This is a genomic window from Polyangiaceae bacterium, assembly GCA_020633235.1.
Taxonomy (GTDB): domain Bacteria; phylum Myxococcota_A; class Polyangia; order Polyangiales; family Polyangiaceae; genus JACKEA01.
In genome coordinates this window covers 1,049,385-1,068,940 of the sequence record JACKEA010000002.1, presented here as the reverse complement: position 1 = coordinate 1,068,940, position 19,556 = coordinate 1,049,385, and the positions used below count along the sequence as shown (strand labels likewise).

At 66.4% G+C, this 19,556-nt stretch carries 19 protein-coding genes; 16 read left to right on the top strand and 3 right to left on the bottom strand.

Annotated elements, in window-relative coordinates; genetic code table 11:
- Positions 1–31: 31 nt before the first annotated feature.
- Positions 32–421, top strand: a complete 390-nt coding sequence (locus H6717_15255; protein MCB9578381.1) for a GxxExxY protein — start codon at positions 32–34, stop codon at positions 419–421.
- A gap of 719 nt (positions 422–1,140) precedes the next feature.
- Here the strand turns inward: H6717_15255 and H6717_15250 are convergent.
- On the bottom strand, positions 1,141–2,346 hold the full coding sequence (locus H6717_15250; GenBank protein ID MCB9578380.1) for a hypothetical protein: 1,206 nt from the start codon (positions 2,344–2,346) through the stop codon (positions 1,141–1,143).
- Positions 2,347–2,406: 60 nt separating this feature from the next.
- On the opposite strand from H6717_15250, the gene H6717_15245 reads away from it, so the two are divergent.
- A complete protein-coding gene (locus H6717_15245; GenBank protein ID MCB9578379.1) occupies positions 2,407–3,804 on the top strand; it encodes a radical SAM protein in 1,398 nt (465 codons plus the stop codon).
- Positions 3,805–3,942: 138 nt separating this feature from the next.
- Complete coding sequence (locus H6717_15240; protein MCB9578378.1) at positions 3,943–5,778, top strand: radical SAM protein; 1,836 nt, start codon at positions 3,943–3,945, stop codon at positions 5,776–5,778.
- Between the two features lie 34 nt (positions 5,779–5,812).
- Here H6717_15240 and H6717_15235 read toward each other — a convergent pair whose 3' ends face one another.
- Positions 5,813–7,030 (bottom strand): (2Fe-2S)-binding protein, encoded by a 1,218-nt coding sequence (locus H6717_15235; GenBank protein MCB9578377.1) that lies wholly within the window; start codon positions 7,028–7,030, stop codon positions 5,813–5,815.
- 31 nt (positions 7,031–7,061) lie between these two features.
- On the opposite strand from H6717_15235, the gene H6717_15230 reads away from it, so the two are divergent.
- From H6717_15230 to H6717_15180, 11 genes are all read left to right on the top strand, one after another.
- Positions 7,062–7,463: a hypothetical protein gene (locus H6717_15230; GenBank protein MCB9578376.1), complete on the top strand. Its 402-nt coding sequence runs from the start codon at positions 7,062–7,064 to the stop codon at positions 7,461–7,463.
- Positions 7,460–8,017, top strand: a complete 558-nt coding sequence (locus H6717_15225) for a hypothetical protein (GenBank protein MCB9578375.1) — start codon at positions 7,460–7,462, stop codon at positions 8,015–8,017. Before H6717_15230 ends, H6717_15225 begins: the two co-directional genes overlap by 4 nt.
- On the top strand, positions 7,966–8,160 hold the full coding sequence (locus tag H6717_15220; protein MCB9578374.1) for a hypothetical protein: 195 nt from the start codon (positions 7,966–7,968) through the stop codon (positions 8,158–8,160). The genes H6717_15225 and H6717_15220 overlap by 52 nt, the downstream gene beginning before the upstream one ends.
- An 88-nt stretch (positions 8,161–8,248) precedes the next feature.
- Entirely contained in the window at positions 8,249–8,728 is a 480-nt protein-coding gene (locus H6717_15215; GenBank protein MCB9578373.1) for a hypothetical protein, read from the top strand.
- Positions 8,729–8,760: 32 nt separating this feature from the next.
- Complete coding sequence (gene hxsD / locus H6717_15210) at positions 8,761–9,240, top strand: His-Xaa-Ser system protein HxsD (protein ID MCB9578372.1); 480 nt, start codon at positions 8,761–8,763, stop codon at positions 9,238–9,240.
- The gene (locus tag H6717_15205; GenBank protein ID MCB9578371.1) at positions 9,233–9,451 is read left to right on the top strand and encodes a hypothetical protein; all 219 of its coding nucleotides are present in this window, start codon (positions 9,233–9,235) and stop codon (positions 9,449–9,451) included. The genes hxsD and H6717_15205 overlap by 8 nt, the downstream gene beginning before the upstream one ends.
- The gene (gene hxsB, locus H6717_15200; protein MCB9578370.1) at positions 9,451–10,956 is read left to right on the top strand and encodes a His-Xaa-Ser system radical SAM maturase HxsB; all 1,506 of its coding nucleotides are present in this window, start codon (positions 9,451–9,453) and stop codon (positions 10,954–10,956) included. Before H6717_15205 ends, hxsB begins: the two co-directional genes overlap by 1 nt.
- Before the next feature lie 10 nt (positions 10,957–10,966).
- A complete protein-coding gene (locus tag H6717_15195) occupies positions 10,967–11,260 on the top strand; it encodes a hypothetical protein (GenBank protein ID MCB9578369.1) in 294 nt (97 codons plus the stop codon).
- A complete protein-coding gene (locus tag H6717_15190; GenBank protein MCB9578368.1) occupies positions 11,254–12,228 on the top strand; it encodes a radical SAM protein in 975 nt (324 codons plus the stop codon). Before H6717_15195 ends, H6717_15190 begins: the two co-directional genes overlap by 7 nt.
- A complete protein-coding gene (locus tag H6717_15185; protein ID MCB9578367.1) occupies positions 12,225–13,211 on the top strand; it encodes a radical SAM protein in 987 nt (328 codons plus the stop codon). The genes H6717_15190 and H6717_15185 overlap by 4 nt, the downstream gene beginning before the upstream one ends.
- Complete coding sequence (locus H6717_15180) at positions 13,208–14,341, top strand: radical SAM protein (GenBank protein ID MCB9578366.1); 1,134 nt, start codon at positions 13,208–13,210, stop codon at positions 14,339–14,341. The genes H6717_15185 and H6717_15180 overlap by 4 nt, the downstream gene beginning before the upstream one ends.
- 113 nt (positions 14,342–14,454) lie before the next feature.
- On the opposite strand, the gene H6717_15175 is transcribed toward H6717_15180, so the two are convergent.
- Positions 14,455–16,839, bottom strand: coding sequence for a putative metal-binding motif-containing protein (locus H6717_15175; protein MCB9578365.1), 2,385 nt, complete (start codon positions 16,837–16,839; stop codon positions 14,455–14,457).
- A gap of 203 nt (positions 16,840–17,042) precedes the next feature.
- Between H6717_15175 and H6717_15170 the strand changes: the two genes are divergently transcribed.
- Together H6717_15170 and H6717_15165 are read left to right on the top strand one after the other, a co-directional pair.
- Positions 17,043–18,770 (top strand): IgGFc-binding protein, encoded by a 1,728-nt coding sequence (locus H6717_15170; protein ID MCB9578364.1) that lies wholly within the window; start codon positions 17,043–17,045, stop codon positions 18,768–18,770.
- A complete protein-coding gene (locus H6717_15165; GenBank protein MCB9578363.1) occupies positions 18,767–19,435 on the top strand; it encodes a hypothetical protein in 669 nt (222 codons plus the stop codon). Before H6717_15170 ends, H6717_15165 begins: the two co-directional genes overlap by 4 nt.
- Positions 19,436–19,556 lie beyond the last annotated feature (121 nt).

Here is a 19,556-nt window from a genome sequence, read left to right as displayed (position 1 = left end):
CCAAGACGCCAAGCTCGCCAAGGATGCTGGGATGGCAGAACCCAGCGCGGAGATCGACCACTTGGCACGCCGCGTAATCGGCGCCGCGATCGAAGTACACCGCTGCCTTGGCCCTGGCTTCTTGGAGGCCGTTTACGAGGAGGCGCTGTGTGTGGAACTTGCACTGCACGGGATTCGGTTCGCGCGACAAGTGCCAGTTGGAGTGAAATACAAGGGCGAATTGGTGGGCGAAGCACGGCTCGATCTTCTCGTGGAAGACGAGCTCGTGGTCGAGCTCAAGGCGGTGGAGAGCATTGCGCCGATCCACTGGGCACAAGTGCTGTCCTACCTGAAGGCCACGCGACATCGTTTGGGTCTGCTCATCAACTTCAACGTCGACGTGCTTCAGCGTGGCATCAAACGCGTGGTTCGAAGTCGATGAGACTGGTTTCGAGCGGAGCAGGGTAGAGACAGAAGCCGTGTCTGTGAGTGGGGGCGATGCTTTCGCGACTGGCATCGGGGTTTGCAACCCCAATGTTCTGGTCTTGGCGAGCTTGGCGTCTTGGCGGTTGGATTCCTCTGGTCGTGGTTGGAAGTCGATGAGACTGGTTTCGAGCGGAGCAGGGTAGAGACAGAAGCCGTGTCTGTGAGTGGGGGCGATGCTTTTGCGACTGGCATCGGGTTTGCAACCCCAATGTTCTGGTCTTGGCGAGCTTGGCGTCTTGGCGGTTGGATTCCTCTGGTCGTGGTTGGAAGTCGATGAGACTGGTTTCGAGCGGAGCAGGGTAGAGACAGAAGCCGTGTCTGTGAGTGGGGGCGATGCTTTTGCGACTGGCATCGGGTTTGCAACCCCAATGTTCTGGTCTTGGCGAGCTTGGCGTCTTGGCGGTTGGATTCCTCTGGTCGTGGTTGGAAGTCGATGAGACTGGTTTCGAGCGGAGCAGGGTAGAGACAGAAGCCGTGTCTGTGAGTGGGGGCGATGCTTTTGCGACTGGCATCGGGTTTGCAACCCCAATGTTCTGGTCTTGGCGAGCTTGGCGTCTTGGCGGTTGGATTCCTCTGGTCCTGTCGCGACGTCCGCGCTCGTGGCGTTTTCTTGTCGGTGCAACGCGGAACCGCGCGGGCGCGACGGGATTCGCGCCGCAGCGACATCAATGAAAATCAGCCCAGGGCGCTGACGGTGGCGTCGCTCTGGCGGCTGGGCGCCTGGGCGCTGACCGCGGCGTGGATCTCTTCCAGGCCGGTGAGCACCTTCTTTCCGACGGGGGTCGGCTCGCCGAGCTTTCGCAAGGTGGAAAGGCCGTGCTCATTGGCCGAGAGCACCTCGGCGCGGCGGCGCGCGAAGGGCTCGCCGCGGGACAGCGGGTGATCCTGTTCCGCGAGCACCAGGTGCAGCGCGGCGACGGGAACGAAGGCGTGGACCGCGAGCAGCACGCCCCACAGCGGACGGAGATCCGGGCGTACCGGCGACGCGCTCCAGGCGCTGTCGCCATTTTGCAGCACGGGATCGAACCAGCGCAGCACGTTGAGCTTGCCGTGCTGGCTCTCGTGGACGATCGCTTCTGCCATCGTGAGCAGGGACGGATGCAGCGTGAGGTACACGATGCCCGGCGCCTCGCGGTAGGACGCCGACAGGTGGCGCTCGGCGTGGTAACCGACCGGCACGAAGCGCTGCACGCTCTCGCATAGCTCGCTCGAGAGGGCGGGGAGGGCCGTGGCGATGACGCCGAGGGCGTCGTCCAGGGTCTCGGTCCACTCTTGTCGCGGGCGACCGCCCAGGTCGATGGCGTTGCCGGACTTTTCCGGATGCTCCTCCATCATGCTCAGGGGATTGTCGTCGGCGAGGGCGAACAGGGGTCCGGACGCGAGGGGAAAGAGCTCGGGCTCAGCGTCGAGCTGGCTCACGTCGAGCAGGCGACCGTCGGCGGAACGGAGCTCCGCGCCGGACGCGTTCAGTAGCAATCCCTGGGCGGGGGGATCGAAGCGCGTCACGCGGTGGCGGCGCGCATCGAACAGGCGGCTGACGGGCGCGTCCCACAGAAACGAGTCTTCTGCTTTGCCCAGCGCCGCGAGCAGCGCGGGAACGGCATCTGCGAGGGCGACCTCGGGACGAACCAGACCGCTCCGGAGCGCGAGCAGCGGCGTGCGCACGTCCGCGTTGGCGAGGGCCGCGAGCAGCGCGTTCTTGTGCGTGCTCCGGGCGATCTGCGTGAGGAACGCCGCGAGGCGCGCGAGGGGTAGTCCGGGCGCGCGCACCGTGAGCAATGTTTCGAGCACCAGCAGCGACAGCTTCCGTTCGAGCTGGGCGACGCTGCGATCCCCATCCGCGGGAAGAGTCAGAAAGCCAGGCGGCAGCTCGGTGGTCACGGCGATGACAGAACTCTCGCACGAATCGCCGACGGCGCCCACGTGCGATACGATGATCGCGTGACCGGGCTCAACGTGCTGCGGGGGGAAGAGCACCACCGAACGAAGGGGCTCTTGCGGGTCACCATGGCGTGCAACGAGCGCTGCCCGTTCTGCAACGTGCCGGTGGAAGACTACGAGCGGCCGACGCCGCCGGAGGCGGAGCTGCTCCGGGAGCTGGACGCCTTCGTGGCGTCCGGCGAGCAGACCCTGACGCTCTCCGGGGGCGAGCCCACGCTGTACCGGAAGCGCCTGGCGAACGTGATTGCACGCGCGCGGAAGGGCGGCGTCCGCTTCGTGGAGCTGCAGACGAACGCGGTGCTGTTGGACGCGGGCTATGCCCGGGAGCTGGTGGACGCCGGGCTCACCTCGGCTTTCGTGTCGCTGCTCTCGGACGACCCGGCGCTGCATGATCGGCTCGCCGGTCTCGAGGGCGCCTTCCAGCGTTGCTTGTCGGGTATCGATGCTCTGCTGGACGTCGGCGTGAGCGTGACCCTCAACCCCGTGATCGCGCGCGTCACCGAGCGGCGCGTCGCGGGCTACGTGGATTTCGTGGCGGAGCGCTTGCCGCGAGTGAAGGTGATCTCGCTGTCCGCGGTGCAGCCGCACGGCCGTGCGCGGAAGGATCCCGAGCTGATGCCGGACTACGCGGCCCTCACCGAAGAGGTGCCCGAAGCGCTCCGACGCGCCGCCGCCCACGGTATCTTGGTGCTGAACCCGTACTGCGGGCTCCCGGCCTGCGTGGGGTGGGCGGCGGATCCGGAGCGCAGCGTGGAGGCCATCGAAGCCGCCGCGGCGCGTTCTTCGGGCGCGCGCCATCGCGCCCGCGGTCTCGACAACACCGGCAACAAGCGTCACGGTCCGCCCTGCCGCGAGTGCGCCCTCCGCCCCCGCTGTGGTGGAGCGTGGCACGAGTACTGGGACCACCGCGGCGGCAGCGGCCTGCGCGCGCCGCTCGTGCGAATCCCGCCCTTTGGCCAGGTCGCGAGCGCCGGGCAGCACGTGGTGGCGGCAAGAGATGGCCTCCGGCCGCAGCACTTTGCCGAGCTCGCGCGTGCTTCGCGCCCAACGGTGTGGGCGCTCACGTCGCGCCTGGCGCCGGGGGACGCCGAGCGTCTGGGCCGCTCGGGGTGCACGGATCTCGCGCTGTGGGCCGACGCCTTCGACGCCGACACGCTGCGCGAGCTTCATGCCATCGCGCGCGACAACGCCGAGTGCCCGTCGGAGCTCCGGCTGCGGGTGGCCGTGGGGCTGCCGCGCCTCGGGAGCTTCACCCGGGCCCACGCGCTCATCTCGGAGCTCGCGCGCGCCGGTGTGGATGAAGTGCACCTTCTGGTGAAACCGGACGAACGCCACCGCCGGTTCGCAGAGGCCGTGGAGCGAGAGCTGGGCATCCAGGTGCTGCTACCCAAAGTCTGAAGGAACGTCGGTTCGCCGCGAGCCGATTCGGAACCCTCGAAGGAGGGGAACCACCGGCAGCGTGAAGCGCGTTCGAAGCAGGGACGCGCCGCGCGGGCGGACGACCTTCGCCAGCCGTGTTACCTTGTTCTCGGCTTCATGACTCAAAGCCCCGACGCCGATTACATGCTGTGGCGCGAGCGCGTCGCGAACATCCCGAAGCACTGGGTGCGCGCGGTGACCGCGTGCAACAGCCGCTGCATCTTCTGCTTGGACTCGGACACGCCGCGCAACGTGTATCTGGACAAGGCGGACATCCAGCGGGAGATCGATCGCGGTCGGGACGAGCTCGGCGCCGTGAAGCTGATCCTCTCCGGCGGTGAGGCAACGCTGCATCCGGCCTTCGCGGAGCTGGTGAGCTACGCCAAGGGCCGGGGCTACGAGCGGGTGCAGACCGTCACCAACGGTTACCGGCTCGCGGACAAGGACTTCTTCGACAAGTGCATGGACGCGGGGCTCGGGGAGATCACCTTCAGCCTCCACGGGCACACGGCGGAGCTTCACGATCGCCTGACGCAGACGGAGGGCGCGTTCAAACGGCTGATCAAGGGCCTGGTCCGCTCCCTGCGGGATGGCCGGCCCATCGTGAACGTGGATGTCGTCATCAACAAGCAGAACGTCGCCGTGCTCGACAAGATCGTCGAACTTTGCATCAGCCTCGGCGTCACGGAGTTCGATCTACTGCACGTGATCCCGCAGGCGGCGGCCTTCGACCACCGGGACGAGCTGTTCTACGACGTGCGCGATCACCTGCCGGTGCTGCAGAAGGTGTTCCGGCTCAATCGGCATCCGCGCTTCGTGGTGTGGACCAACCGCTTCCCCGTCTCCTACCTGGAGGGCCTGGAAGATCTGATCCAGGACCCGCACAAGATGCTGGACGAGGTGAACGGCCGCCGCTTCCAGGTGCGCCGCTACCTGGACGAAGGCAAGGCGCTGGATTGCCGGCACGCCGAGCGTTGCCCGCACTGCTTCATCGAGCCGTTCTGCACCACCATGGACAGAACCATGGCCGCGCAGCACGCGGCGTCCTTCGAGGTGTACTGGGTGGGCGCGCCGCCGGCGGAGCCCCTGGCGGAGCTGCCCTTCGGCGCTACCCGCCTGGGCGTGGAAGTGGAGCGCTTCGCCGCCCTCGCGGCGGTGGAGCGTGGCGCCGCCACGGGCGTGTACGCGGTGGTCGCCTCCGCGGAGCCCATCCCCGAAGACCTGGGCGACGCGATCCTGGTCGCGCGGCGCGCGGAGCAGCTCGACGCTTGGCTCGGCCGCCCGCTGCCGCGCGGGGTAGACGTGGACATCGAGCTCAATCTGGCGACCGGGGATTGGCTCTTGGAGCATCGGGAGCTTGCGGCAAAGCTCCTCGATCGCATCCGCGTGCACCAACCCAGCCACGAGCACATGCAAGAGGCGCGGGATCAGGACGTGCGGGAGCCCCGCGCCTTCTTCAAGGTGCTCGATCTGCCGATCCGCGTGAGCGGGCTGCCGGCGTGCCTGACGCCCAAGGCGGAGTGGATCGAAGAGCGGGCCATCCTCGAAAAGGACCTGTTCGACGCCGAGAGCGGTCGTCTCGATATTCGCTCCCTGGCGCGCTACCACGTGCGCTCCCACTACCGCGCGAAGAGCGTGCGCTGCGCGGACTGCCGCGTGAACGATCGCTGCGAGGGCGCGCACATCAACATGGTGCGGGACCAGGGCCTCGCTCAGCTGACGCCCCTGGAGAGCGGCGAAGAAGCGGAGCGCGTGGCCGCGCGCCTCGAGCGAATCTTTCCGACCCCTCCGGCGCGGCTGGCCACGGCGCGGCCGCCAGAAGCCGCGTCGCCGAGCTTGCCGGGCTTCGCGCCTCCCGGAGAAGCGCCGCCGGATCCCCTCGCCGTGATCCAACGCGAGCGCGAAGCAAAGCGCCTCGCGCGGCGCCGCCCCCTGCCGCTGGTCAAAGACTGACGTTCACGCCGGGGCTCGCGCCGGACCAACAATATCAGCGGACGGAGGCGTGGATGATGAGGGCCTCCGGGTCTCCGTCGACGCTCACGTTGAAGGCGACGAGATCCGGAAACAGCATCACGCCGGGCTGCGGAAAACGTCCGCGCAGCGTGTCGAGGGCGCCGACAATCGCGGGATCCGGCGCCGAAAGCGCGGCAATGCGGCGATCCACCTCGTGCCAGGCGACGTCGGCGTCGCCCGGGAGCTCGGGCTCGGTCATCCACAGCAGCTTATGGCCGGCGAGCCTGCCGTCCGGGAGCAGACGTGTGGCGAGCATCGTGCTCAACGTGCCGCGTCGATGGCGGGGAAGGCTACTCCAGAGCGCGTCGAGCCCTGCGGGCAGCGCGGGTGGCGCGTCGCCGACGGCGTGGCGCAGGACGTCGTAGCACTTGGCAGAGTGCAGCTTGCCCGCGGCGAAATCCAACGCCACGGCGTTGGGCGCACCCAGCAGGGGCGGTGGAGTGGCGCCACCGAGACCGAGCACGTCAGCACGGATCTGCTCGCCGCGCGCGCACGCGCCCAGCTCCTCCAAGTACACGCTCACGCGTTCCGGCGACGCGTCCCCCGGACGCCACTTCACGCCCAGCGTGGTCTGCACTTCCCCGGCGGGGGAGATCGCGAACAGGCGCTCGAGCAACGCGGCGTGGATGCCGAGCTCTGAGCTTCGCGCGCGGAGCCGTGCGCGGAGCTCCACCGGCTCGCCCTTGTCGTTGATCGAGAAGCGAGCGCGTCGCGCAGCGCCGAGGGCGAAGGACACGTCCACCTTGAAGCGTCGCGCCCAACGCCGTGCCACGTCGAAATTCACCAGCTCCGCGATGGGCGCCGAGCCGCCGAAGCACGCGTCCGAGGCCTGGAAAAGAGCGTCGAGGGCGCGCCGCGGCACCGGTTTGGGCGGCAGCCAGCGCGCGCTGCCGCGTTGCTCCGGCGTGGCCGTCCGAAGCCAGGCCTGGACGCTCTGCGTGAGGATGTCCACGTCGAGCTCGCCGTCTGCTTCGATGCGCGCCGTGCACGCGCGGCGGCCGCTCTGCTCGCTGGGATCCGCAGCGGACAGCAGCGCTGCGCCGGACAGGACGCGCACGCGGCATTCGCCGCAGGACCCGTCGCCGCATTCGCCGCCAACGGGCGCGCCGACGGCGCGGGCCGCGTCGAGCAGAGTGGCACCTTGTGCTGCTCGCGACGTCAGATTCAAGCCGGCAAAGCGAACGATGGCCATGGCACGGGACAGATGACGATACACTCCTGGAATGGGTCGAGCCAGGGTCGCCGCCGTCGCCCTCGTGGCGTACGTGGTGATCGCGCTGATCGTCGGCGAGTGGTTCCCGTTCTCACGCTTCAGCATGTATTCGACGCTGGGGCGACGAACAGAGGGCGCGGTACCCGTGCTGCTGGCGGACGGCGTCGTTGCTCGCGCCAGCGATTTCGATCGCTACGTGGGCTTGGAAGCACAGGCGCTGGGTCCAGGCACGCGACCGTGCTCCATGAACTATCGGGTGGACGAGGACCGTCGCTGGATTGCCAGCCACTCGGGAACGACGCCCGGACCCGTGCGCATCGAGTACGGCTACGTCCCCGTGCGCATCTCCCAAGGGCGAGTGCTGCGTGGCCCGGTGGACGTCGTCGCACGGGGGCGCGCGTGGCCGCGATGAAGCGCGCCCGGGTAGCGCTCGCGATCGCCCTCGGCAGCGGCACGTTCGCGCTGGGGCACGATCTCTTGATGCAACCCGGACGTTCTTGGTCGCCCGCGATTGCGGTGGCGCTCCTGTGCGCGATGACGCTGGGAATCGTGGCGTTTGCGCTTGGTCGGGCTACCACCGCTGCGGCAGCGTTGGTGCTCGCGTTGGCGACGGCAGGGTCCGTCATCGATGCCCTTCGAATTGGAGGGAGCGGTGAGCACCACGCGAAGTACCTACCGTTCATCGCGCTCTCGGGTTGGCTGATCGCGACCCTCACGCGCCAGGGACCGCGGGCCTGGGACGCCGCGGCGGGGGCGGTAGGGGGTGCCTACGTCGTGAGCGGGATCTCGAAGCTCTCGGGCAGCGGCCTGGCCTTCGTGCAAAGTGGCGCGGTAGCGCTCCTGATCGCGGAGCGAGCGGACCCCGTCACCTGGCTGGGGCGCCTCCGGATGAGCTTGGCGGAGAGCCCCCCTGGGTGGCGGGAGTCGCGGTCGCGGCCCTCGTCATCGAGCTGTCCGGAGTCGTGATGATCTGGCCGCGGATGCGGCTGCCCTTTGCGGTCGCTGCGACGCTGCTCCACGGGGGCATCGCAATGGCTTTGGGCTACGTCTACTTCCCTTGGGTGCTCACGGTGTGGGCTGTGGTTGGGCGACGCTCAGAGGACATGTAGTCAAAGGTCCGTGTCTGCCCACATTGGTAGCAAAAACGCGGCTTTGCAGCGGTGGGGAGGGCGCGATATGCTGCATGCAGGAGGCGGTATGGAGCGACGCGACTTCATCCAAGGGCTGCTCGCGGGCAGCGTCACGGTACTGGCAGCGGGCAGTGCACAGGCTTCGCCCCTGTCACGACTGATGGAGAGCGGGAGCGTTGCACCTTTGCTCGAACCGCTGCAGGTGGGCGACCACGTAGGGCTCGCTTGGTCCGTTCGCGAATTGACGGACGTCAAATCCGGAGCCGCCGTGTTGGTGCTCGAGCACCAGTCCGGCCGCACAGCGCGGGTCCATTTGTGTCAGCGGCGGGGGGCGCCCGTTGGTGTGGCGCACAGCGGGACGCTCGACTTCATGGTGATGAACGACGCGAGCGGAGCCGATCCCACGGACGAGAGCTTGGCTCGGGTGCTGAGGGCGCTCGCGGAGCTCGCACGTCGCAACGAAGCTCAGGGTGCGATGGCGCCGGGCACGCTGCTTCCTCACGAAGCACGCCTCGCTCGATATCGCGATAGCGCCGCCCTGGCTTGAGCACGGCCCACCCGGGCCGAACCAAGAGAAACATGACCGAAACGACGAAGACCGACCCGGAAGCCGTGGATTTCACCTTCGAGCTTTCGGATCGGGAGATTTCCTTCGACCTGGACGAAGAGCTCTACGCGCTGGATGCCGTCTACGGCGCGGCCTATTTGTTCATCGACCGAGCGTACGTGTACCTGGCGCGGCCCGCTGACAAGAAGGTGCGGATCCGGCTTCGCACGAAGTCGAAGACGGCGACACCGGACGAGCTCGAGGAGCTTGCCGGGGAGTTCGCCAACGAGCTCTTGAACAGCCAGCTGCGCCTGCGCATCGGCCGGGCCACGGCCACCCTGCGGGAGCAGTACATGGCCAAGGCCTTCTTTGGCGAGCAACAGAGCTCGACCATCTCCGAGCTCTTGGCGGAGCTCGACGCGGAGGAGCTGGCGGAAGACCCGCTCGAGGTGGCGGTGCCCTGGGACAAGAAGGACGACGCTGCCGTGGAAGAAGGCAAGCAGGATGGCTGAAGCCCTGGTCTTCGCCCGTTCCTTGTACTCGCCGGATGCAGTGCGAGCCGCCGCCGAGGCGTTTTCGGATCTTGCAAAGTTGGACGTGACGGTCGGAGACGACGACATTCGCGTCGCCATCAGTGAGGTGGATCCGGACGTGACCGATGTGCTCGGGGACGAGCTCTCGAACTTCGCGCTGGCGGAAACGGTAGTGAGGTCGAGGCGCTGATGGGAGCGCGGACCCTGCACCTTCGCCGCCTGCCGCTGGTCGAAGACAAGGTGGCCTTCTTCCGCTACGGCGACGTGGCCGGCAAGAAGCTGGTGACGAACGACGCTGGCGCGTGGCACTTCTTGGAGCAGGATGCGTTCGCGGATCTGCTGGCGGGGCGCATCGCCGAGGGGCACCCGGAGTTCGAGGCACTGAAGTCCAAGGGCTTTCTGCGGGACGGCTTCGACGTTCAGCAGATCGCTGACGGCATTGCCCGCAAGAAGGGCTTTGTGGGGGTCGGCCCGCACCTGCACATCGTGATCACCACGCTTCGGTGCAACCAGTCGTGCAAGTACTGCCACGCCTCTCGCACCAGCATGGATCGGGTGGACACCGACATGTCGCTGGAGACGGCCAAGAAGGTCGTGGACCACGCGATGCAGACCACCTCGAACTACGTCAACTTCGAGTTTCAGGGCGGCGAGCCGACGGTCAACATGCCGGTGATCCGCTTCATCGTGGAGTACAGCCGGGAGAAGAACCGCTACGAGAACAAGCTCTTGGAGCATTCCTTGGTCACCAACATGACCTACATGACCGAGGAAAACGCCGAGTGGCTCATCGACAACGAAGTGCTCGTGTGCACCAGCCTGGATGGGCCGGAAGAGCTGCACAACTACAACCGCACCTGGCGCGCCGATCAGAACGCCTACCAGAACGTGCGGAAGTGGATCGACTACTTCAATCGCCGTTACGTGGAGAAGGGGCGCGACCCGCAGCTCTGGCACGTGGACGCGCTGATGACGACCTCGCGCAAGACCTTCGATCACTGGAAGGAAGTGGTGGATCTCTATCTCGAGCTCGGGATGCACACCATCTTCCTGCGCCCGCTGAACCCCTACGGCTTCGCCCTCGATACCTGGAAGCGTATTGGCTACACGGTCGACGAGTACCTGGAGTTCTACAAGAAGGCCCTCGACTACATCCTCGAGCTGAATCTCCAGGGCAAGGAGATCGTGGAAGGTACCGCGGCCACGTTCTTGACGAAGATGCTCACGGCAGACGACCCCAACTTCGTCGACATCCGCTCGCCCTGTGGTGCCGGCACCGGCCAGGTGGCGTACAACTTCGACGGGAAGATCTACACCTGCGACGAAGCGCGGATGACGGCCGCGATGGGCAACGAGATGTTCCAGATCGGCGAGGCGGGGGTCACCAGCTACCGGGAGGCCTACACGCACCCCACGGTGCGGGCCATGGCCGTCGCGTCGCTGCAGGACACCTTGCCGCACTGCGAAACGTGCTGGAACAAGCCCTTTTGCGGCGTTTGTCCCATGCACAACTATCAGATGAACGGCGATATCTTCGGCCAGCGTCCGAACTCGCCGAAGTGCAAGGAACATTATACAATTGCTTCGGTGCTCTTCGAGCGGCTCGCGGCCGACTCGGATGGCACCATCGAGAAGATCTTTCGTCGTTGGACCTTGACCCGACCGCGTGAGCAAGGGTCGAGCTGTGCCGTTTGAAGGGTGAGCTATGAAGGGGATCAAGAAGAAGCACGAGAGCAAGCTGCCCAAGATCGAACGGCGGCCCGCAGACTTCATGCAGGCTGACGAGCAGCGACAGGCAAGCGAGCCGCAGGGCGTCGGCGATCTTCTGGCGCGGGCGGATAGCCGCGTGAGCGGACTCGAGCGCGGGTTCAACGCCCATGCGTCCCATGCGTCCCATGGCTCCCACGGCTCGCATGGCTCCCACGGTTCGCATGGCTCCCACGGTTCGCATGGCTCCCACGGTTCCCACGGTTCCCACGGCTCGCATGGGCAGTGGTAAACCAGCTCATCGTAACCGTCACTCGGCGCTGCAACCTTCGCTGTAGCTACTGTCCAACCGCGAAGGATGGCTGGCCGTCGCTCACTCCGCCCGATGCAGCTCGGGCGGTTTCGCTGTTTTGTGAGCGTTTCGAGGGGGGTGATCTAAAGCTGTTCGGGGGGGAACCGCTGTTGGTTCCAGACGTGGTGCGCGCCGTATTTTCGGCCGCTCGAGACGAGCCGAAGATCCGCCGGGTGTACCTTTCCACCAATGGCCTGGGGCTGAACCAGGAGTGGCTCGACTTCCTGCGTCAGGAGCCGAAGGCGATCTTGACCCTGTCGATGGACGGCCGGCCTTCGGACCATCGTCGCCTGCGTCAGGCGCTGCCCGGGGTTCCCGACGCCTACGACCACTTGATGAGTCTCCGCGACGAGCTGGTGAGCATGCCGCGCACCGTGGTGACGCAGACCATCGCGCCCAGCACCGCTCGCTTTGCCGCGGAGAACTTCGAGCACCTGCTCTCTTTGGGGTTCTCTCGCTTCAACTTCTTGCCGGGCTACTACGTGCCTTGGCGAGAGGAACAGCTCGCGGCGCTTCGCACCGGCTTTTCCGACATCGCCAGTACCATCGTCGAGCGCTGGCGTGACGGTCGATTCCTGTACGTCCGCAATCTGTTCACCTGGGCGCCCACGCCGTTCTTCAACACCGGCATGATCGTGGACGCCGACGGCAGTATCCACCCGAGCAACCTCGGTCTCTCCGCCGGGCTTGCGGACACGCTGGAAGAAACGCGGGTGGGGAGCCTGGTCGCGCCGCCCACTCGCGCGGCGTTGGAAGCGAAAGCGCGCGAGGTGAACGCCTTGCTGGAGCGGCGCCTGGCGCCGGAGGTGTGGCGTTCCACGCTGTCCGCCGATCACGAGCTATCCCGCTTCTGCCGCGGCCTGTACGGCGACTTTCTCGACTACCGGCGTCGGAGGAACGCGGCATGACGCACCTGCCGGTCATCGCGGGGGAGCCCGAGGCCACGCCCTGGATCGGGCCTGCGGGGCGGCGCATGGAGCGCCTCGAGCTGCACCTCACGTACACCTGCCCCGAGCGCTGCGCGTTCTGCTCCGAAGAGCACCGCATGCAGAGCTACCGGAAGTACCCCGTCACCTGGGGTCGCGTGGCCACCGTGCTGCGCACCCACGCGAGCCGGGGCGTGAAGAACGTGCACCTCACCGGGGGCGAGCCCACCATCCACCCGAAGTTCGTGGAAACCTTGGCGCTGGCCAAGAAGCTCGGGATGCGAACGAGCGTGGGCACCATCGGTACCATGCTCTCGGACGAGGCCTTCGCCCGCCGCGCACTGCCCTACCTGGACGAAGCCCTGTTCTCGCTCCACGGCCCCAGCGCAAAGCTGCACGACGCCCTCGCCGGACGTGCTGGCAGCTTCGAGCAGGTGACGCGCGCCATCGAGCTGTCTCAGGCCATTCGCCCGGAGTTCGCGGCCTACGTGAACACCGTGGTCACCCAGGCCAACATCGACGCGTTGCCGGACACCGTCGCGCTGGCGGATCGGTTGGGCGCACGGTTGGTGGTGGTGAGCAACACCACGCCGGAGGGCAAGGGGCTCGACGCCTACGCCGCGCTGGCGGTGCCCCTCGAGAAGCTCGCCCAGGTGTTGCCCACGGTGCCCGCGCGGGCCGGGCGCGCCATCGTTCGCTTTTTCGGCGTGCCCATGTGCCTCTTGGGTGAGCACGCGATGCTCTCCAACGATCTTCACTGGGACCCCAGAGTCACCGTGGAGTGGCAGAGCGCCCCCGGCAAGGTCGTGTTCGACGGCATCTACTCCTGGGCGCCGGATCGCAAGCGCGTGCACACTGCGGAGTGCACCCGCTGCGAGCGCAAGGGCGTGTGCATGGGCGTGTTCGACCGCTACGCGGAGCTGTACTCGACTGAGGCCCTGTCACCCGTGGGGGTGGCCTCGTGAGCCAGGTCGAGAGCTCCGTTCGCGACGTGCGCAAGAACGTCGAGATCAACGTCGGCAAGACCTGCAACAACAAGTGCGTCTTCTGCCTGGACGGCATGCCCAGCAAGGAAGACAAACGCTTCATCGACTTCGACATCATGAAGGGGGAGCTCCGTCGCTGGCGCGAGGAGGGCCACCTGTCCGTCGGCTTCTTGGGCGGCGAGCCCACGGCGTACCCCAAGATCGTGGAGAGCATCGCCTTCGCGAAAGAGCTCGGCTACACGCGCATCGCCATCGCGACCAACGCGATGATGTTCCGCCGCGAAAAGTTCGTGGACCAGGTCGTGGAGGCCGGGCTCACCCGCGTGACGATCTCCATGCACGGCCACACCGGCCCCTTGGAAGACAAGCAGACCGGCGTCCCAGGCGGCTTCGAAAAGAAGTGCCAGGCCATCGAGAACCTCAAGAAGCGGAAGGCCGCCGGCGCCTTGAAAGACGGCCTCAGCATCAACGTGGTGCTGAACGGCTGGAACTACCGGGCGCTGCCCAAGATGATGCGCTTCTTCTACGAGGACATGGGCCTCGACGATCTACGAGTGAACTTCGTGCGGCCTGAGGGCTACGCCGAGGGCAGCTCGGACCTCACACCCACGCTCACTGCCGTGATCCCCGTGCTCATGAAAGCCGTGGTCCTGAACGAGTACCACTTCAAGAAGCATTTCAGCTTCGGCGGCGTGCCGCTGTGCATGCTCCCGCCGGAGCTGCTCGGCAGCCGCGCCCTGATGGAGCGCTACGTGGGCGACGTGTACCGTGACCTGTCCACGGATTGCTCCATCCGCAACGACGGCGGCGACGTGGGCGTGGCCCGGGTTGAAGCGGGTCGCTCCCGCTTCAACTGGCAGGATCGCAAACGCTTCGACCTGAAGGATCACCCGGCAGAGTGCGGCCGTTGCGCGCTGTTCGACGCCTGCGAGGGTGTGTGGCGCGGCTACCTGGACATCTACGGCCCCGGTGAGCTCTCCGCCCTGGGTATGGAGGCGGGCAAGCTCCGCCGCCGGACGCCCTTCACCCCGGCGCCCGCGCCGCTCACGACGACACCAAAGTCGGCGTTTCCCGTGCGCCTCACGGTGCTGTCCGAGCCGGCCGAGTAGCTCTCCGCATTTCTTTGTTGGTCCGGCGCGAGCCCCGTCGCGCCGCGCCGTCGCGCCGACAAAAAGAAAAGAGCGCCGCGCCCGGTGGGGGCACGGCGCTCCTTCGCGCGGGCTCAGTACTTGCCGTTCGAGAGCTGCAGCGAGTAGGCCGAGCAGGTGGGCGCGCCCACGTTGTAGATGCGTACGTAGAACGTGGACGTGTTGTTGTTGCAGAAGTTCCAGCTGGAAGAGGGATTGCTGGCCGGGTGGCAGTTGCCTTCGCCGCAGGGGGTAATCCCGCTGCAGCCCGTGCTGGTGCGGTTGAAGTCGGTCTTCCAGTCCGTGATGCTGCTCTCCGCGCTGGCAATCTGGATGCCGCCGCTGCCGGAGCAGCCACCGCGGTACACGTCCATGCGGTAGGTGTTGCCGGGGTTCGTCAAGAACCGCACGTCCATGTGGTACTCGTCGCCGTTCGTGTCGGTGTCGTCCGTGGCGTTGAAGGTGTACCAGATGTCACGTCCGGAGACCGGAGCGTTGCCGTTCACGGTGACGGTGGTCTGAGCGACGTCCGACAAGGTGCCGATGTTGATGGCGGAGCTGCACACCGAGCCGGTGTTGACTGGTGAAGGCTGCGCCTGGCACTCGCAGCCGTTGGAGAAGGTGCCGTCCAGGTCGTACCAGTTGGCGGCGCAGTTGTTGCCAACGCCGCAGCCCAGTCCGCCGTTGCACACCGCGCTGGTGGCGTGCGGAGGCGTGGGGCACAGGATGTTCACCGGTACTTCGGCCTGGTCGATGATGACGTTGCAGTTGTTGTCCTTGCCGTCGCACTTCTCGCTGTTGCCCGGATAGTTCTGCGGATCGTTGTCGTTGCAGTCCGCGCAGGAGAGGCTGCCGTCGCCATCGTTGTCGTTTTCCCCGCCGCTGGCCCAGGTGGCCGGGTTGCAGTCGTTGTCCTTGCCGTCGCATTTCTCGGTGTTGCCGGGGTACACCTGCGGGTCGTTGTCGTTGCAGTCGACGCAGGAGTACTTGCCGTCACCGTCGTTGTCGACCTCGCCACCGGGGTAGTCCGCTAGGCCGTTGCAGTTGTTGTCCTTGCCGTCGCACTTCTCGGTGTTGCCGGGGAAGTTCTGGCCGTCGTTGTCGTTGCAGTCGGCGCAAGACAGGCTGCCGTCGTTGTCAGCGTCGATCTCGTGCTTGGGATCCGCGTCGGCCACGCCGTTGCAGTTGTTGTCCTTGCCGTCGCACTTCTCGGTGTTGCCGGGGAAGTTCTGGCCGTCGTTGTCGTTGCAATCCACGCAGGAGAGGCTGCCGTCGTTGTCCTTGTCGGTCTCGCCTCCCGGGGCGTCCGCCAGGCCGTTGCAGTCGTTGTCCTTGCCGTCGCACTTCTCGGGATTACCCGGGTAGCGGTCCTTGTCGTTGTCGTCGCAATCTACGCAAGACAGGCTGCCGTCCGCGTCCCCGTCGATCTCGTGCTTGGGGTCGGCATCCGGAATACCGTTGCAGTTGTTGTCGACGCCGTCGCACTTCTCGGTGTTGCCCGGGTAGTTGTTCGGGTTGTTGTCGTCACAGTCGGCGCAGGAGTAGCTGCCGTCCCCGTCGGCGTCCGCTTCGCCGCCGGGGGCGTCGGCCACGCCGTTGCAGTCGTTGTCCTTGCCGTCGCACTTCTCGGTATTGCCGGGGAAGTTGTTCTTGTCGTTGTCGTCGCAGTCGGCACACGAGTAGCTGCCGTCCCCGTCCTTGTCGAACTCACCGCCGGCGGCATCCGCCTGGCCGTTGCAGTCGTTGTCCTGGCCGTCGCACTTCTCGGTGTTGCCGGGGAAGTTCTGTCCGTCGTTGTCGTCGCAGTCCTCGCAAGAGAAGCTGCCGTCCTTGTCGACGTCGTCCTCACCACCAGGGGCGTCGGCGGAGCCGTTGCAGTCGTTGTCCTTGCCGTCGCATATCTCCGTGGCGCCGGGGTAGGAGTCCTTGTCCTTGTCGTCGCAGTCCTGACACGCCGGGGAGCCGTCCTGATCCGCGTCCGTGAACCCGACGCTTCCGTCGCAGTTGTAGTCGTTGGGATCCGAGCAATCCGTCTCGGGGGCACCCGGGTGGAACTTGGGGTCGTCGTCGTTGCAGTCGAAGCCGTTCACCTGCTCCTCTGCGTAGCCCGTGGGCTGCGTGCAGCTCACCTTGGTGACGCCGGAGATGCCCCAGCCGTCCCCGTCTTTGTCCTCGTACCAGGTGATGGCGTCGGTGGCGTTGTCGTCGATGACGCCGTTGCAGTCGTTGTCCTTGCCGTCGCACACCTCTTCTTCGGGTGTGCAGGTGGAGCCGTCTCCGGCCGAGCCGTCGGTGTTGCCCCCGTCCGCGCCGCCGGTTCCGCCGATGCCTCCTCCTCCGCCAGTGGCGCCACCGCCGTCTTTCTTGGGGTTTGTCGTCGCGGCGTCACCACCGCTGGCAGAGCACGCAGGCCCCAGGACGAACAAGCCCAACACCAACAAGAGAAGTACACGGCCGCGAGAAATCATTGCGTGCCCCACGTCATCACCTCCGAGCCCGTGCCCAACGCGCTCCTTGTCCTATCTTAACATCGGTCATCTCCTTCGCGCGAGCAGCCCAGGCCAGATTCCGAAGGTAGTCAGCGCACTTACACCGCGGCTCTCGTGTGAGCTGGCCATCGAGGTGGTACGCTGAGACGGGAATGTCTTGGGGACGACCGCGCCTTGTTTGGCTTCTTCCATCTTTGATCCTGTCTTGCAGCAGCGCGGACCCACCTCCGGGCAGCGTCGCGACCGGAGGCACCGGAAATGGCGGTACGTCAGGTTCATCGGGAACCGGCGGGAGCTCCGGCACGGGTGGCGGCATCGATTTGGACGGAGGGCTGCCCAAGAAGTGTCCCGTTTGCAGTGACGACCTTCACTCCATCCTGAACTGCGATGGCAGCGTGAAGGAGATCTGTCTGGGGGCCAACGGCTGCAATCCCTCGACGACCAAGTGCGAGAACGCCTGCGCCGCGGCCGATGCCGCCAAGCGGTCCATCGGCTGCGAGTACTACGCGGTGTTCATGGACACTTTGAAGGACAACTCGTGCTTCGCCGCCTTCGTGGCCAACAACTGGAATACCGCTGCCAAGGTGAAGGTGGAGTGGGACGGACAAGAGATTCCCATCGACGGCTTCGCCTATCAGCCCATCGGCTTCGGTCCCTCGTTGACCTACGCACCGCTGGGCGCCGCGGGCATTCCGCCGGGCAAGGTGGCCATCCTTTTCTTGGCGGGGCCCGATGGCACACCGGCCAAGGACAACCCCATATGCCCCAAGCCTTCGGCGGTGCCGAACGGCGCGCTCCTGTTCAACAAGAGCGGGAAGGGGAAGGCGTTCCGCATCACCACCGACGTTCCCGTCGTCGCCTATCAGATCAACCCCTACGGCGGCGGCAACGCCGCGTTCACGGGGGCCTCACTGCTGATCCCCGCCAGCGCGTGGGACAAGGAGTACCTCGCGCTGAACGCGTACTCCACGGGACCGCAGGCGGCGAGTCTCAACATCGTGGCCAAGGAGCAGACCAACCTCACGATCCTTCCGAAGAAGAACATCGTTGGGGGCAACGGGCTTCCGCCTGGTAGCGCCAACAGTGACTACAACGTCACGCTGGAAGCCGGCGAGCACCTCCAGCTCACCCAACTCGATGTCTTGACCGGATCGCAGGTGAAGGCCGACAAGCCCGTGGGCTTCTTCGCGGGAGCGCGCTGCTCCTGGGTGCCCAACCAGATCGACTTCTGCGATCACCTCGAGCAGATGATCCCTCCCGTCAAGGCCCTGGGCCACGAGTACGCCGGCGTGAGCCACGAGCCCCGCAACGCCGAGCCCGCGCTTTGGCGCCTGATGGGCGTGGTGGACGACACGCATCTGACCTGGTCGAGCGACGTCGGCGGGCCGCCAGTCCTGCAAGCCGGGCAGGTGGTGGAGTTCACCACCCTGTATCCGTTCGTCGTCCACAGCCAGGACAAGAACCACCCGTTCTTGCTCATCGACTACATGACGGGCGGAAGCACGAACAACTTGAACGGCGTCGGAGATCCGGAAGCCGTGCTCAGCGTTCCCCCCGAGCAGTTCCTGAAGAGCTACCTGTTCTTCACCGACCCGACCTACCCCAGGACGAATCTCGTCGTCGTGCGGGCCAAGGAGGAGGGCACGTTTCGTGATGTGTTTCTCGACTGCGCGGGGAACTTGGGCGGCTGGAAGCCGCTCGCGGGCTACGAGTACACGCGGGTGGACCTGACCAAGGGCGATTTCCAGAGCGTGGGGGGCTGCTCCACCGGCGCCCACGAAATGCACAGCGAAGGCAAATTCGGCCTGTGGATTTGGGGGTGGGGAGGGCCTTTTACGTCGAGCTTCACGGACTACGTTTCCTACGGCTATCCCGGTGGTATGAACGTGCAGCCGATCAACGAAGTGGAGCTTCCGAAATGACGTGGAAACTCGCAGCCCCGCTCTTGGGGTTGCTCGTGCTCGCCGCGTGCGACAAGACCGAACCCCAGACCGACACCGCTCCGAGCGCGGAGCCCAAGCCGGAGCCCGTCGCGTCCGCGCCGGAGCCGGCGGCGTCCACGCCGGAACCGACCGCATCCGCCGAGCCGACGCCGAAGGACAGCGCCGCGCCGGAGGCGAAGAGCGCCGAGCCCGCCACCACGGCGAAGCCGGCCGCCACCGCCAAGGCCGCGGCAGCGACCACGACCGCGGCGCCCACCGCCAAGGCCGCACCCACGGCCAGCGCCGAGCCCGAGCGCAAGGTGAAGACGGTGGGGGGAACGTCTGCGTCGTCTGACAGCTTCGCAGTGTCCATCTCCGCGCCGAGCCCGGTGCGCGCAGGGCAGAGCGCCAACGCGTCCATCGTGCTGTCGGCCAAGGCGCCGTATCACTGCAACCCAAAGTATCCGTACAAGTTCGCGGTCGACGGCGGCTCCACCGTGCGCGGCATGTCCGTTTCGGAGAAATCCGCCAGCATGGCCGTGCCCTTCACGCCGGCGCAAAAGGGGAAGACGACCGTCAGCGGCACGCTGTCGTTCTCCGTGTGCACCGCCGACAAGTGCCTCATCGAAAAGCGCAAGCTCTCCGTCAGCGTGGACGCCGACTGACCACGCCGGCAAGCGCCCCGCGCCGGGTATCGCGCCGAACCAACAGGATCCCGAAAAATGTCGGGCTTCTTTTGTTGGACCGGCGCGGATCCCGTCGCGGACGCCGTCGCGTCCGAGGGCC